We start from the raw sequence: 14,942 nt of genomic DNA, 5'->3' as shown, positions 1-14,942 counted from the left end.
GTCAGTCAGCCGAACGAATGTGTCGAGGATAACCGATGAAAACAATAAAAACGATAGCTTTCACCTGCGTAGCCTTGTTGCTTGCAGCTTCCTCTCAGGTGTTTTCTGCCCCGTTAATGCAGGCACCACCTAAAGCACCGGAGCGCGAGCAAGGTGAGGGGCCCTATGACCGCTTAATTTTGCGTGGCGGAACCCTCATTACCGGCGAAGGCGCGCCGCCACAAGGTCCTGTCGATATCGTTATTGAAGACGACCGTATTACTCAAATTGTCAGTGTGGGTAACCCCGGCGTGCCTATTATTGACTCGCGTCGTCCGAAAGCAGGTCGCGGCGACAAAGAAATGGATGTGTCCGGGCATTATGTTCTGCCCGGGTTTATCGACATGCACGCTCATATCGGCGGCTCAGCAAAAGGTATTCCGGCCGAATACGTTTTGAAACTTTGGCTCGGACACGGCATTACTACCATTCGTGAACCCGGCAGTTTTAACGGTCTGGACTGGGTGCAGTGGCATCAGGAGCAGGCGCAGGACAACGACATTGCCTCGCCGCGCATTGTGCCTTATGTCGGTTTCGGACAAGGTTGGGAAGAGCCTATTTACGGTGCTGAGCAAGCGCGAGAATGGGTACGCTACATAAAAGATCAGGGGGCTGCAGGCATTAAGTTCTTTGGCGCGTCACGCAAAGTCATGGAAGCCGCGCTTGATGAAGCCAACAAACAAGGCCTGGGTACCATGATGCACCACGCTCAGCTCAACGTTATGTCCATGAATGCGCTGGACTCGGCGCGGCTGGGGCTGACCTCAATGGAGCACTGGTATGGCTTGCCGGAAGCGTTGTTCGAAGATCAGCGCATTCAGGACTATCCGGCGCATTACAATTACAACAATGAACAACACCGTTTCGAAGAAGCCGGGCGTTTATGGAAACAAGCGGCGGAACCAGGCTCTGACAAATGGAACGCGGTGCGTGACGAATTGATTGAGCTCGACTTTACCATTAACCCAACGCTCACAATTTACGAAGCCTCGCGCGATCTTATGCGTGAGCGCCAAGCCATTTGGCACGACGAATACACACTGCCAAGACTGTGGGACTTCTTCGAGCCCAGCCGTTATGCACATGGCTCATACTGGTTCGACTGGACCACCGATAATGAGATTGCCTGGAAAAACAACTACGACAAGTGGATGGCTTTTCTGAAAGATTATCACGCCAACGGCGGCCGTATTACGTTGGGCTCTGACGCAGGCTATATCTATAAAATTTATGGCTTTGGTTACATTCGCGAAATGGAACTGCTCCGTGAGGCTGGTCTAAACGCACTGGAAGTCATCCATGCGGCAACGGTTGCAGGGGCGGAAGCCTTAGGCATGGAAGACGACATTGGCAGTATTGCGCTGGGCAAAAAAGCCGACATGGTTATTGTTAAGGAAAACCCGCTGGCGAACTTTAAAGTGCTGTATGGCACCGGTCATTTCAAATTAAACGACCAGAACAAGCCGATGCGCACAGAAGGCGTTAAATACACCATTAAAGACGGTATTGTTTACGACGCGCAGGCGTTGTTGGACGACGTGAAGCGCCTTGTCGCAAAAGAAAAAGCAAAACGCGCGGAATAATGTATGAAGTGGTGGTTCCCCAAGGTGCCGCTGCTGGCTGTAGCCCTTGAACCCATTGGTTCAAGGCGGGGAGCAATTGGTATCCGTCGTAGGCTTCCCGGTGCGTGCCGGGCTTGCTCATGACGGGCCAGTGATCCCCTTTTAATACAAGCATCGGCTCAGGGACATAAGCCTGCTGGCTAACACCCCAGGGAACCGCAGAAAAGGGTTACTGTATTGTCAAATTAGCGATTACGTTGCGAGCGCTGCTCGCTCATCGCCTGTTCAATTGTCGCCTGAAGCAGTTGAATTTTCTCTTCAAGCTTGGCCGTTTTGGCCGACTGTTCATTTTGGTCTTGTATCCATTCATGACACAAGTTGAGTGCGGTCATCACGGCTATTTGTTCGACATTGGTCAGTTGGGTTCGTTCCTTGGTTTCTTCAAGGCGTCTGTTTAGAGCATCTGCCGCTTGCTGCAACGCGCTTTCCTGACCCACAGGGCAGGCAACCTTATAGTTACGCTCCAGCAATTTAATATCCATGGTTTTCGCGGCCATTCAAAAGACTCCTTGCAACTGACTCATCAGCGTGAATAACTGCATTATGGCACGAGCGGCGGGCGTTTGTCAGCTAGCGATTATGTAAAGCCAGTGTTAGGATTAGGGCAAGATTCACAAAAGGCGAGAATTCATGTCCACACGCTTTAATTATGACCGTTTAGCCGAACTTTATGCTGGTTACGATATGACGCCAGGCGTTTCTGAAGTACAAGGCATGCTGACCGGCTTAATCGCAACAGGCAGCGACGCTCAAAGCGACGAACTCATGGCGATATTGTCAGACTTAGCCTACGACGGCCAAAGTATTCCAACTGAGCTTAAAAACTTATTACAGCAACAAGCGGAAGAAATTGAACATTCGCTGGGCGACCACGATTTGGGCTTTCGTTTACTGCTGCCGGAAGACGGCGAGCCATTGCCGGAGCGTCTAAATGCCTTAGCTGGCTGGGTGAATGCGTTTCTTGCAGGCTACGGTGTTAATCAACAAAGTATGGCGACCTTAAGCGCTGACTTAAAAGAAGCCATAGAAGACATGGTCGAACTGGCAAAAATTGAGTTCACCGAAGAAGGTGGTGGCGAGGAAGAAGAGCGCGCTTACTTTGAAATTGTCGAATATCTGCGTGTATCGGCCATGATGTGCTACACCGAGTTAGGCCGCAAAGAGCAGCCAGCCAACCAACCACCGAAAACACTGCATTAATTTATGACCGCCGTAATTTCCGTAGAAGAGTTTGCACAACGTCGGCAAGCGCTCATGAAGCGTTTGCCACTGGGCACTGTTGCCATTATTGCCGGTAACAGCGAAGTCACGCGCAGTAACGACACCGAGTATCCGTTTCGGCAAAACAGTGACTTTTTCTATTTAACCGGCTTTGCCGAACCCGATGCGGTGCTGGTACTTATTAATGACAAGCAACCGCAAAGCCTGCTGTTTTGCCAGGACAAAGACCCGCAGCAGGAAGTTTGGCATGGTTTGCGGTTGGGCTATGAAAATGCCGAGCAGGCATTGAGTGTGGACGTGGCGGAAGACGTAAACGCTTTTGAGGAACGACTGCCGGATGTACTGAAAGGTATGGACAGCGTGTTTTACCTTATGAGCGATCAGGCCGAAGTCGGCGAGTTGATTAACGGTGCCCGTAACCAACTACAGCAAACCGCTCGTCGCAGCGGCGAGTTGCCGCCGCAAAGTCTGCGCGATTTAAGACCGTTATTAGACGACATGCGACTGATAAAGTCGGACGCTGAAATTGACGTTATGCGTGAGTCGGCGCGTATCAGCAGCAACGCGTTTCGTCGCATTATGCGTTTTGTGGCGCCCGGCAAACACGAGTACCAGGTGGGTGCCGAACTGCATCATGAGTTTGCTATGAACGGGGCGCTGTATCCGGCTTATGGAATGATCTGCGGTGGCGGTGCCAATGCCTGCGTACTGCACTATACCGACAATAAAGACGTACTGAACGATGGCGATTTGATCCTGGTCGATGCCGGCGCCGAGTATCAGGGGTATGCTGCCGACATTACTCGTACTTTCCCCGTCAATGGCAAATTCAGTGATACGCAGCGCACCTTGTATGAGTTGGTATTAAAAGCACAGTACGCAGCGTTTGAAGAAATAAAGCCCGGCAGTAATTTGGTTAATGCCAGTAACGCCGCGGCTCGTGTCATTAACGACGGTTTAGTTGAACTGGGCATTATCGATGGTGATCCGGACACAACCTTTGAAGCCATGCGTTGGAAAACGTACTTTATTCACGGCTTAGGACACTGGCTGGGACTCGACGTACACGACATGGGACGCTACAAAGACGACAACGGCAAACCCGTTGCTTTTGAACCGGGTATGGTGCTGACGGTCGAGCCGGGTATTTATATTCCGGAAGATGCCGATGTCGATGAGAAATGGCGTGGCATTGGCATTCGCATCGAAGATGATTTGGTGGTCACCGCCGAAGGTTATGAAAACCTGACCAGCGACGTGCCTAAAACCATAGAAGAGATAGAAGCATGGATGAACGGCAAATAACCTCTGCCGATGTCGCTATTGTTGGCGGCGGTCTGGTTGGTGCATTAACCGGCATGATGCTGGCGCAACAGCGTCCGGACTGGCGCATTGTTATTTGCGAACCCCGCAAAGAAGGCCCGCCCAACGACAAACGAATTATTGCACTGGCCGCTGCGTCGGCCCATCGTTTGTCAAAGCTGGGCGTGCTGAAGGATATTACCCACGAGCCCATAAAGCATATTCATATTTCCGATCGCGGTTTCATTGGCGGTACAGAACTTCATGCGGAGCACGAGGGCGTGGAAGCCTTGGGCAAAGTCGTGGCCGCGTCTGAGTTGGTAGAACGCTTATATAACAGCTGCCAGACGCTGAATAACGTTATCTGGTTAGGCGGCGTGCGTGCCGAGCGTATTGAGCAAGAACAATCACAGGTAAACGTGACACTGGACAACCAACAGCGGGTGAATTGTCGGCTGCTGATTGGCGCCGACGGCCAAAACTCGCTGGTGCGTGAGCAGTTACGACTGAAGTCAGACGTGACCGATTACGGACAGTACGGTTGTATTGCCACACTGACGCTTGAGCAGCCCCTCAATGGCTGGGCCTACGAACGTTTTACCGAAAATGGACCCATTGCCCTTTTACCTATGAAAGGAAACGACGCGTCGTTGGTGTGGAGCTTTACCGAAAAGCAGTTGGCCGAAGCGGAACAATGGACAGACTCAGAGTTTTTGGAGCGTTGTCAGAAAGCTTTTGGTTATCGAGCCGGGCGTTTTAAATCGGTGTCGCCGCGCGTGTTCTATCCGCTTATTCTGCGCCGGGCAAAACGCTCAACGCACCACCGCACGGTGATTATTGGTAATGCCTCCCACGCTTTGCACCCAATCGCCGGGCAAGGGTTTAATCTGGGGCTGCGTGACGTAGAGCAGCTTTGTGAGGCCTTGAACAATGCGACGGATCCGGGCGCATTCCAGCATCTGACCGACTACGAACAGCAACGCGAGCGCGACTACGAGTCTATTATCCGCTTAACCGATGGCTTAGTTAGAGGGTTCTCCAATCAGTTTTGGCCAACGATATTAGGACGGAACGGTGTACTCATGTTGTTGCAGCACTGTAGCCCTCTAAAATCGAGCTTTGCCCGACTGACCATGGGGATGAAACCATGACACGCAAATACACTGACATTGTTGTTGTTGGCGGCGGCATGATAGGCCTGAGTCTCGCTACTAAGCTGGCGCAGCAGGGGCGGCAAGTCATTGTCATAGAACGCCACGACCAGCCTGAACTCACTGAAGAGCTGGCATTGCGGGTCAGCGCGTTAAACGACCGCAGTCGCAGTGTGCTTGCCGATTGTGGTGCCTGGCAGAAAATACAAGCGCACCGCACCGGACCATACAACAGCATGCAAGTGTGGGACAAAGACAGTTCTGCCCATATTGAATTTTCTGCTGAAGAAATTAACGCGGAAGATATTGGCGCCATTGTCGAGAACAATGTGGCCGAGCATTTTCTATGGGAAAGCGCGGAGCAGGCTGGCGTTGAAATCATTAAAACAGACAGCTGGAAATTAATGAGCGCGGGCAATGACAGCAGCCTGGCAGAAATACAAGTGGGTGAGCAGTTACTTTCCGCCAGCCTTATTATTGGCGCGGACGGCGGGCGCTCGCAGGTACGTCATTTTGCTGAGTTACCCATTAGCTTCTGGGACTACGAGCAGCGCGGTATTGTCGCCAACATTCGTACTAAACAGCCTCATAATGGCGTGGCGCGACAAGTGTTTTTACCGACAGGACCGCTGGCGCTGCTACCCACGCCCGACCCACATACTGTTTCTATTGTCTGGTCAGCGGACGAGCCGTTAGCAGTGGCGTTACTGAATGAAAGCCCGGAACGATTCGCTAAACAGGTAGAAACTGAGTCAGGGCGAGTGTTGGGCGCGTGTGAGTGCGTGTCTGACGTAAAAGCTTTTCCCTTAAGAATGCAGTACGCACGGCAGTGGTTTCATCAGCGCATTGTGTTGGCTGGTGACGCCGCACATACCATACATCCGCTTGCCGGGCAGGGCGCTAACTTAGGCTTTGGTGACGTGAAAGAGCTGTGCGAACAGCTACAGGGCATAGACTTAAAAGCGCCTAATGATTTAACCAAACGCCTGGGGGCCTATCAGCGTTCCCGCAAAGCTGACACTCAAGTTATGATAGCTGCCATGGAGCTCTTCAAGCGCGGCTTTGGTACTGCCAATCCGGTGGTCAAAGGACTGCGCGCAATAGCCTTTGGTGTGGCGAATAAATTGACGCTCTTAAAAAGAAAACTCGCTGAAATCGCTGTCGCCTAAACCTTATAACCTGACGTAATAACGTCAGGCTACACGACTCAAATTCATAACCTGACGTAATAACGTCAGGCTACACGTGTCATGTAGCCTGATGCTATTGCATCAGGTGCGATCTTTAAATTCGCGCTTTCAGGTAATCGGCTAACTGCGAGGCCGCGCTGGAAGCGCCACCAGCCAGGCGCATAATGACGTTCACTGACCCGGGTGTTGGTAGGCTTTGCCCATTTGCTAAAGCATCAATGACTGAGACACTCTCGGGCACGGTACTTTTGGCTAAAACCGTTATACCCAGTCCACTATTCAACGCCGCGGTGAGTCCGGAGAAGTCTGTATTGGTATAAGTAATTCGATAGGGCTGCCGAATACGCTGTAAACTTTGCTCAGCCCGACGTCGGTAAATACAGCCATCCGGCGCGACGACTAACGGCAAGCTGGGTTGCTCAACCAATGCCGGGGAACCGACCCAAACCAGCTCCTCCCGTTGAATTAACACATCGCTTTTATTGGTCTGCTCGCGCAAAGCCAGAATAATATCGAATTGCTGTCCCAGCCGGGAAAGTAAGTCTTTACTCAGTCCCGAGGTTACCTGCAACGTAACCTGAGGGTATACCTGGGCAAACTGGCCCAGCACTTTCGGCAATAAGCTAGACGCAAATTCACTGGTAATGCCCAAGCGTACTTTACCGCTGACTTGCTGGGGCTCGAATTGAGCCCAGGCCTGATCGTTTAGTGCCAGCATACGCTGTGCGTAGTCAAACAGAACGTCGCCGTCAGGGGTCAACGTAAAGCCATTGCCCTGGCGAACAAGCAACTCGACGCCAAGCTGTTCTTCCAATTTTTTGAGTTGCAGGCTGATAGCGGGCTGGGAGCGCCCCATCCGTTCACCGGCCAGCGTCATGCTGCCTAACTCGACAACGGCGCTAAAACTGCGTAATGCCTCTAATGATAAATGTTTCATTGGTTTGCTTTATAAAGTGCTTACTTGGTATTTGAAAAATTAATAGCATTATAAGCATTATTGATTTTAAGTTTAAGTCAATCACGCCTATAATTTGCGCCCATAAACACGCACATAAAGTGAACAGATAAGGAACGCGTTATGGGTAGCAAAACGCCACTGTACGATGCACACGTAAAAGCTGGTGCCAAAATGGTCGACTTTCACGGCTGGGACATGCCGCTGAACTATGGCTCACAGATTGAAGAGCACCACGCGGTACGCCGTGATTGCGGTGTTTTCGATGTGTCTCACATGACCATTGTTGACGTTGAAGGCGCTCAGGCTCAGGCGTTTTTACGTTACTTGCTTGCTAATGACGTGGCTAAGCTTAAAACAGAAGGTAAAGCACAATACACCAGCATGCTGAACGAAAACGGCGGTGTTATTGATGACCTTATCGTGTATCACTTCTCTGAAACGTCTTATCGTATGGTCGTCAACTCAGCCACTCGTGACCGTGACTTAGCATGGATTGAAAAGGTTGCTGCGGATTTTGACGTAACAACGAAAGAGCGTGACGATATGGGCATGCTTGCGCTGCAAGGTCCTAACGCTGCCGATAAAATTCAGAAAGTACTTTCAAGCGAACAATACGCTGAAATTGACGGCATGAAACCATTCGTTGGCAAACAAGTAGGTGACTTTTTCATCGCGACCACGGGTTACACCGGCGAAAAAGGCTATGAAATTGTCGTACCGGCAAGTCAATTAGAAGCACTATGGAACCAGCTGTTAGAAGCGGACGTTGCTCCTTGTGGACTGGGCGCACGCGATACTCTGCGCTTAGAAGCCGGCATGAACCTGTACGGTCAGGACATGGACGAAAATATCACACCATTAGAAGCTAACATGGGCTGGGGTGTGGCATTTGAGCCAGCAGACAGAGATTTTATTGGCCGTAAAGCTTTAGAGCAGAAAAAAGCGGAAGGTCACGACAAGCTGGTAGGCTTGGTGATGGAAGAAAAAGGTGTGCTTCGTCACGGTCAAAAAGTGACCGTAGAGGGTGGCGAAGGTGTCATCACTTCTGGTACATTCTCGCCTACGCTTGGTTTCTCAGTCGCAATGGCGCGTGTACCTGCTTCAGTAGGTGATACTGCGGACGTTGAAATGCGTAAGAAACAAGTACCGGTGAAGGTCGTCAAACCGGGCTTCGTGCGAAACGGTCAATCTGTTTTATAATTCTGTTTCATCACAATAAACGATTTTGAACTACAGGAAGTCATTATGAGCAATATTCCAGCCGATCTGAAATACGCGTCAACTCACGAGTGGGTGCGCGACGAAGGTGATGGCACCTTTACCGTTGGTATCTCTGAGCACGCGCAAGAGCTGTTAGGAGACATGGTTTTCGTTGAGTTACCAGACGTTGGTGACAAAGTTGAAACAGGCGACGACATTGCTGTTGCTGAATCCGTAAAAGCGGCATCAGACATTTACGCACCAATGACAGGCGAAATTGTTGCAGTCAACGAAGACTTGGAAGATGCGCCAGAAACGGTTAATAACGACCCTTATGGCGATGGCTGGTTATTCCGTATTAAAGCGGATGACAGCAGTGAACTTGAAAATTTATTGGACGCGAACGCATACGAGGCTTCAATAGACGAAGACTAAGCCATTGGACTTTGTACCAATGACTAAGCGTCCTGAGCCCCGGAAATTAACCGGGGTTCGTTGTTTCTTACTATCGATAAATGTACGAGGCTGAGTTAAATGAGCAGTACTACCCTGACGCAATTAGAACACCACGATGAGTTCATCGGTCGCCACATTGGCCCAAGTGCTGAAGAGCAAAAAGCCATGTTGGCAGAGCTGGGTGTGGATTCTTTAGAAGCTTTAACCAAAGACACGGTGCCTGGCGCAATACTGCGCGAACCGTTCTTGCAAGTTGGTGAGCCGCAAACGGAACGTGAGGCGTTAGCTCGCCTGAAAACCATTGCTCAGAAAAACGAAATTTTCACCTCGTACATTGGTATGGGTTATTACGATACGGTCGTGCCAAACGTTATTTTACGTAACGTGTTGGAAAACCCGGGTTGGTACACAGCGTACACACCTTATCAGCCGGAAATTGCGCAAGGTCGTTTAGAAGCGCTGCTGAACTTCCAGCAAATGACCATGGACTTAACCGGCCTGGATTTAGCCAGCGCATCTTTGCTTGATGAAGCAACAGCAGCAGCGGAAGCCATGGCGATGGCCAAGCGCGTGTCTAAAAACAAGAAGTCTAACGCCTTCTTTATTGCCGACAATGTTTACCCACAGACCATCGACGTAGTGAAGACCCGAGCCGAGTACTATGGCTTTGACATTATTGTTGGTCCTGCACGTGAAGCGTCCGACCATGATGTATTCGGTGCGTTACTGCAATACCCGGACAAACAAGGTCAGCTGCACAACATCGAACAATTAATTGGTGAGTTGCAGGAGAAAAAAGCCATTGTTGCCGTCGCTTCTGACTTAATGAGCCTGTTAATGCTTAAGTCGCCGGGCGAAATGGGCGCTGATATGGTCTTCGGTAACGCTCAGCGTTTCGGTGTGCCGATGGGCTACGGTGGCCCTCACGCGGCGTTTTTTGCAACTCGCGACAAGTTTAAGCGTTCGTTGCCTGGTCGTATCATTGGCGTTTCTAAAGACTCTCGCGGCCGCCCGGCACTGCGTATGGCCATGCAAACGCGTGAGCAACACATACGCCGTGAGAAAGCGAACTCGAATATTTGTACCGCGCAGGTGCTGCTGGCGAACATGGCGTCTTTCTACGCTGTGTATCACGGTCCACAAGGCTTGCGCCGTATTGCCAACCGCATTCACCGCCTGACTGACATTGTTGCCTTAGGTATGCAGGACAAAGGCGTGAAGCTAGTGAACAGCCACTGGTTTGACACCTTAACCTTTGAAATGAAAGACAACGCAACCGACGTGTTAGCGCGTTCAAAAGCGGCGGGTATTAACCTGCGCGTTGATGGCGAAGGCGTATTTGGCGTTAGCTTAGATGAAGCGAAAACGCGTGACGATGTTGAAACGCTGTTTAATGTGGTGTTTGGTGAGAATCATGGTCTGGACGTTGACGTACTGGACAGCCGTGTTGCGGGCGGAGATGTTGAGTCGATTCCTGCTGCGTTGGTACGTCAGTCAGACTATTTACAGCACCCGGTATTCAACGAGTATCACTCAGAAACCGAAATGCTGCGTTACATTAAGAAACTGGAAAACAAAGACTTAGCGTTGAACCATTCCATGATTTCACTGGGCTCTTGCACCATGAAACTGAATGCGACCGCTGAAATGATTCCGGTTACCTGGCCTGAGTTTGGTCAGCTACACCCATTCTGCCCGGTAGAGCAGGCACAAGGCTACCAGGAGTTGGTCGGCACTTTGTCTGAATGGCTATTGGATATTACCGGTTACGACGCTATGTCGATGCAGCCGAACTCGGGTGCACAAGGTGAATACGCTGGCTTGCTGGCTATTCAGAAGTACCATGAGAGCCGCAACGAAGGGCACCGCAATATCTGCTTAATTCCAAGCTCTGCGCACGGTACTAACCCAGCGTCAGCGCAAATGATCAACATGAAAGTGGTGGTGGTCGACTGTGACAAACACGGCAACGTGGACATGGACGACTTAAAAGCCAAGGCCGAAGAAGCGGGCGATAACTTGTCGTGCATTATGGTGACTTACCCGTCAACGCACGGTGTTTACGAAGAAGGCATTAAAGACATTTGTGACCTGGTTCACAGCTACGGCGGTCAGGTATACATGGACGGTGCCAACATGAACGCACAGGTTGGCGTAACCTCACCGGGTTACATTGGCTCGGACGTATCGCACCTGAACCTGCACAAAACCTTCTGTATTCCGCACGGTGGCGGTGGCCCGGGTATGGGTCCTATTGGCGTGAAGCAGCACCTGGCTGAATTCCTGCCGAACCACTCGGTGATTAATATCGACGGCCCTAAAGCGGGCAATGGCGCGGTATCTGCTGCTCAGTTTGGTAGTGCCAGCATTCTGACCATTTCGTGGATGTACATTGCCATGATGGGCGGACGCGGCTTACGTGAAGCGTCAGAAACCGCTATTTTGAACGCCAACTACGTTGCTGAGAAGCTGAGTAAGCACTTCAAAATTCTGTACCGTGGCCGCAACAACCGAGTTGCGCACGAGTGCATTATCGACTTGCGTCCAATGAAAGACGCCGCCGGCATTGCCGAAATTGACGTGGCTAAGCGCCTGCAAGACTACGGTTTCCACTCGCCAACTATGAGCTTTCCGGTAGCCGGTACCATTATGGTTGAGCCGACCGAGTCTGAGTCTAAAGCCGAGCTGGACCGCTTTATTGAAGCCTTGGTCAGCATTAAAGCCGAAGCCGATAAAGTAGCATCTGGTGACTGGCCGAAAGACAACAACCCACTGGTGAATGCACCGCACACACTGGCGGACATTACCGATGCAGAATGGGACCGCCCATACGACCGTCAAACAGCAACCTACCCGGTTGAAGCCGTTGGTTACGACAAGTTCTGGCCAACCGTAAACCGTATTGATGACGTGTTCGGTGACCGTAACCTGATGTGCTCATGCCCGAGCATTGAAGAGTATAGGTAAGTTTTGTGATGTAGCCTGACGTTCCACGTCAGGTTCGATGTATCACTGACATGAATATGAAGCCCGCTTTTTAGCGGGCTTTTTACTCTTTTTAAAGGCCATACTTAAGTCTCAGTACTAACTGGAGATTAATCATGGCAGTTCAACAAGCATATCCGTGGAATAAAAATCGAATTATAGGACAGAAAAAGCCACTCCAGATATCCCATATCTGGGGCATTCGCATACGCCTTGAACTTGAAGGGAAAGCAAGAGATTTGGCTCTTTTCAATCTAGGGTTAGATAGCAAGCTTAGGGGTTGTGATTTAGTAAAACTGAAAGTATCGGATGTTTCGTGTGGCCGTTCGCTGCTTACCAGGACTCATGTTGTGCAGCAGAAGACAGGTTGTCCAGTACAGTTCGAGATAACTCAAGGAACTAGAGATTCGCTATCCGCTTGGATCAGGCAAGCGAATCTATCAGAATCAGATTATTTATTTAGATCGAGAGTTACTGATGCAGAACATATCTCGACCCGCCAGTACAACCGGATATTTCATGGCTGGATCGAGAAACTAGGATTGGACAGTTCGCTGTACAGCACTCATTCAATGCGAAGGACCAAGCCATATCTTATCTATAAGAAAACTAAGAACCTCAGAGTTATCCAACTTTTATTAGGCCACAAAAAGTTGGAAAGCACTGTACGCTACCTCGGAATTGAAGTGGATGACGCGCTTTATATTTCTGAGTCAATTGAGGTCTAACTGTTAGTGGGCTGCTACGGCAGCCCCGTGCCAAGAGCGGACGTTAGAATCTCATGATATTAATCGTTAGGGGGACCAACAGTAAAATACGCTCAATTCTCCAAAGTTTCACTTAGGTAACTCTATATGTACTTCAAGGCCTGTGGTGTAGGCATTGTTGAATGAAATTTTTCCATGGTGCAGTTGCACTATCTTATGTGTAATCGACAGGCCTAAACCAGATCCTGATACACCACTATGCTCTTGAAGTCGATAGAAACGCTCTCCCAAGCGCTCAAGTATTTCTTCAGGGACGCCCTTGCCTTCATCAGCAACCTTGATAATGACTCTATTAGCCGCCTCGGTCGCGACTATCTGTATTTTCGAATTTTTCGGCGAAAATTTCATTGCATTGGACAACAGGTTGGTTAAAGCGCTAACGATAAGAGTTTCGTCGCAAATTATTCGAATAGAGGAAACATCAATGTGCCACTGGTGATTTTCCACTTTATTAATTGGTAAGTTATTTAGCGCCAAAGAGACCAACTTACTGATTTCAACTTCCTCAAACTTTTCAGTAAAGTTTAGGCTATCAAGCCGGTTCAACAACAATAGTTGATTAACGAGGCGTGACATTCGCTCCACGGAGTAAAAAATTGACTTGCCAGAGTGCTTGGCATCGCCAAGTGAATCAGCTGAAATGACATTTTCGGCGTGTACTTGGATTGCGCTTAACGGTGTGCGCAGTTCGTGAGAAGCATCAGCGACAAACCGCTTTTCGCGTTCCGAAAACATTTTAATTTGATGCAACAACCGATTTAGTGCTTGCCGGATCGGAACCAACTCATTGGGTAGCTCGGACTCAACTGGCGACAAGTTATTTAACTCCCTAGCTCTTAGGTCGGCAGCAAAACGGTTTACGGGTTTTAGGACAATATAAACGATGAACAGTATTATTAGGCTTATTGGAACCCACATTAATAATAGTGGATAGAGTTGCTCTGAGGCTAAATAGCCACTCAGCTCACCTCGAACATCCTGACGCTGAAAAGTATGAACCCATATGTCTTTCGATTCCTCGAAGTAGCTAAAGATAAACCACGTGTTTTTGTCACTCTTTAATGTATGGTAACCGGCTTCTAAACCCTTAAGGCTCAATGATTGAGGCTGGTTTGTTGAAGCCAGCAAATTACCGTCAACACCATGAATTTGGTAGCCAATCTTAGACTCATATTTATGACCGCTGGGACCTTTCTCTTCAGTGGAGCTACCCTCACCGACATCATCATATGCGGATATCGGAATTATTTGAGTGACTGACAGTTTATTTTTGGGCGGCGCATAAAATGTCGCGAGTGACTTTGCGGTTTGAGCCAGTTGCGCATCAAAAACCTCATCCAGCTCATGCAAAATATCTCGGTAGCTAGCCCACGCGGTGGCGGCGAGTACAGTAACAACGGCTAAGTTGATGCCAACAACCAATGAACGACGAAGTGACCACAGGCTCATGATGATCCATCTTGTAAGCGATAACCTAGACCTCTTATAGTTGAGATAAGGCTACCATCGATTTTCTTGCGTAAATAGTGGATGTGCACTTCCAACGAATTACTCTCATGATCGCCTTCCCACCCATAGCACGCACTGGCTAATTGCTCTTTACTCACTATTTTTCCTTTATGCAGCGCTAACTGTTTCAGTAGCAGCCACTCAAGTCGAGTTAAATTAATCGTTTTGTCACGAAAACGGCATTCCTGTGATGATAGGTTAATAGTCAGCTGCCCACAGGTTATAATATCGTTTAAGTGCTGGTTTGCTTTGCGAACCTGCACTCGAATACGCGCTTCTAATTCGCGTAATTCAAAAGGCTTAACCACATAGTCGTTGGCGCCTTCGTTTAATGCCAGTACTTTAGTATCAATATCATCCCACGCTGTAAGTACGAGAATCGGGATTTCTTGGCCTGCTTTCCTTAACTTTTTAATCAGTGGTACGGCATTTCCATCGGGCAGTCCGAGATCAAATATTGCAAGATCAAATTTATCTGTCCTAAGGGCGCTCTCAGCTTGAGACAAGTTTGCCGCTAGTTCAACTAAGTATCCCATTCGGCT

The 14,942-nt window shown here is 49.6% G+C and carries 13 protein-coding genes and 1 other RNA gene; 9 read left to right on the top strand and 5 right to left on the bottom strand.

What is annotated here, in order from left to right; genetic code table 11:
- The first annotated feature begins 35 nt into the window (after positions 1–35).
- Positions 36–1,622 (top strand): amidohydrolase family protein, encoded by a 1,587-nt coding sequence (locus tag EST55_RS08315; protein ID WP_129497113.1) that lies wholly within the window; start codon positions 36–38, stop codon positions 1,620–1,622.
- A gap of 12 nt (positions 1,623–1,634) precedes the next feature.
- On the opposite strand, the gene ssrS is transcribed toward EST55_RS08315, so the two are convergent.
- Positions 1,635–1,819: non-coding RNA, 6S RNA (ssrS, locus tag EST55_RS08310), on the bottom strand.
- A 27-nt stretch (positions 1,820–1,846) separates the two neighbouring features.
- Positions 1,847–2,158 (bottom strand): cell division protein ZapA, encoded by a 312-nt coding sequence (gene zapA, locus EST55_RS08305; RefSeq protein WP_100691533.1) that lies wholly within the window; start codon positions 2,156–2,158, stop codon positions 1,847–1,849.
- A 133-nt stretch (positions 2,159–2,291) separates the two neighbouring features.
- Here zapA and EST55_RS08300 point away from each other — a divergent pair, with 133 nt between their 5' ends.
- Genes EST55_RS08300 through EST55_RS08285 form a run of 4 tightly spaced genes read left to right on the top strand, consistent with a single transcriptional unit; the run spans position 2,292 to position 6,504 of the window.
- Positions 2,292–2,861 (top strand): UPF0149 family protein, encoded by a 570-nt coding sequence (locus EST55_RS08300; protein ID WP_088767551.1) that lies wholly within the window; start codon positions 2,292–2,294, stop codon positions 2,859–2,861.
- Positions 2,862–2,864: 3 nt separating this feature from the next.
- Positions 2,865–4,187, top strand: coding sequence for a Xaa-Pro aminopeptidase (gene pepP, locus EST55_RS08295; protein WP_100691534.1), 1,323 nt, complete (start codon positions 2,865–2,867; stop codon positions 4,185–4,187).
- Positions 4,169–5,335: a 2-octaprenyl-6-methoxyphenyl hydroxylase gene (gene ubiH, locus EST55_RS08290; RefSeq protein ID WP_100691535.1), complete on the top strand. Its 1,167-nt coding sequence runs from the start codon at positions 4,169–4,171 to the stop codon at positions 5,333–5,335. Before pepP ends, ubiH begins: the two co-directional genes overlap by 19 nt.
- Positions 5,332–6,504 (top strand): FAD-dependent oxidoreductase, encoded by a 1,173-nt coding sequence (locus tag EST55_RS08285; protein WP_100691536.1) that lies wholly within the window; start codon positions 5,332–5,334, stop codon positions 6,502–6,504. The genes ubiH and EST55_RS08285 overlap by 4 nt, the downstream gene beginning before the upstream one ends.
- 115 nt (positions 6,505–6,619) lie before the next feature.
- Here the strand turns inward: EST55_RS08285 and EST55_RS08280 are convergent, their stop codons facing one another.
- A complete protein-coding gene (locus tag EST55_RS08280) occupies positions 6,620–7,462 on the bottom strand; it encodes a LysR family transcriptional regulator (protein ID WP_100691537.1) in 843 nt (280 codons plus the stop codon).
- A gap of 141 nt (positions 7,463–7,603) precedes the next feature.
- Here EST55_RS08280 and gcvT point away from each other — a divergent pair, with 141 nt between their 5' ends.
- From gcvT to EST55_RS08260, 4 genes are all read left to right on the top strand, one after another.
- Positions 7,604–8,683, top strand: coding sequence for a glycine cleavage system aminomethyltransferase GcvT (gcvT, locus tag EST55_RS08275; RefSeq protein WP_129497112.1), 1,080 nt, complete (start codon positions 7,604–7,606; stop codon positions 8,681–8,683).
- Positions 8,684–8,728: 45 nt separating this feature from the next.
- Entirely contained in the window at positions 8,729–9,118 is a 390-nt protein-coding gene (gene gcvH / locus EST55_RS08270) for a glycine cleavage system protein GcvH (protein WP_088767557.1), read from the top strand.
- A 99-nt stretch (positions 9,119–9,217) separates the two neighbouring features.
- Positions 9,218–12,106 carry an aminomethyl-transferring glycine dehydrogenase gene (gcvP, locus tag EST55_RS08265; protein WP_100691539.1) on the top strand — a complete coding sequence of 963 codons (2,889 nt, stop codon included), beginning with the start codon at positions 9,218–9,220 and terminating at the stop codon, positions 12,104–12,106.
- 134 nt (positions 12,107–12,240) lie between these two features.
- Positions 12,241–12,852 (top strand): tyrosine-type recombinase/integrase, encoded by a 612-nt coding sequence (locus EST55_RS08260; RefSeq protein ID WP_129497111.1) that lies wholly within the window; start codon positions 12,241–12,243, stop codon positions 12,850–12,852.
- 108 nt (positions 12,853–12,960) lie between these two features.
- On the opposite strand, the gene EST55_RS08255 is transcribed toward EST55_RS08260, so the two are convergent.
- Together EST55_RS08255 and EST55_RS08250 are read right to left on the bottom strand one after the other, a co-directional pair.
- Positions 12,961–14,340, bottom strand: coding sequence for an ATP-binding protein (locus EST55_RS08255; RefSeq protein WP_100691541.1), 1,380 nt, complete (start codon positions 14,338–14,340; stop codon positions 12,961–12,963).
- Positions 14,337–14,936 (bottom strand): response regulator transcription factor, encoded by a 600-nt coding sequence (locus tag EST55_RS08250; RefSeq protein WP_232709775.1) that lies wholly within the window; start codon positions 14,934–14,936, stop codon positions 14,337–14,339. Before EST55_RS08250 ends, EST55_RS08255 begins: the two co-directional genes overlap by 4 nt.
- Between the last annotated feature and the right edge of the window lie 6 nt (positions 14,937–14,942).

The sequence above is a fragment of the Idiomarina sp. 29L genome, from assembly GCF_004123135.1.
Lineage (GTDB): Bacteria > Pseudomonadota > Gammaproteobacteria > Enterobacterales > Alteromonadaceae > Idiomarina.
This window is presented reverse-complemented; position numbering and strand designations above follow the sequence as displayed.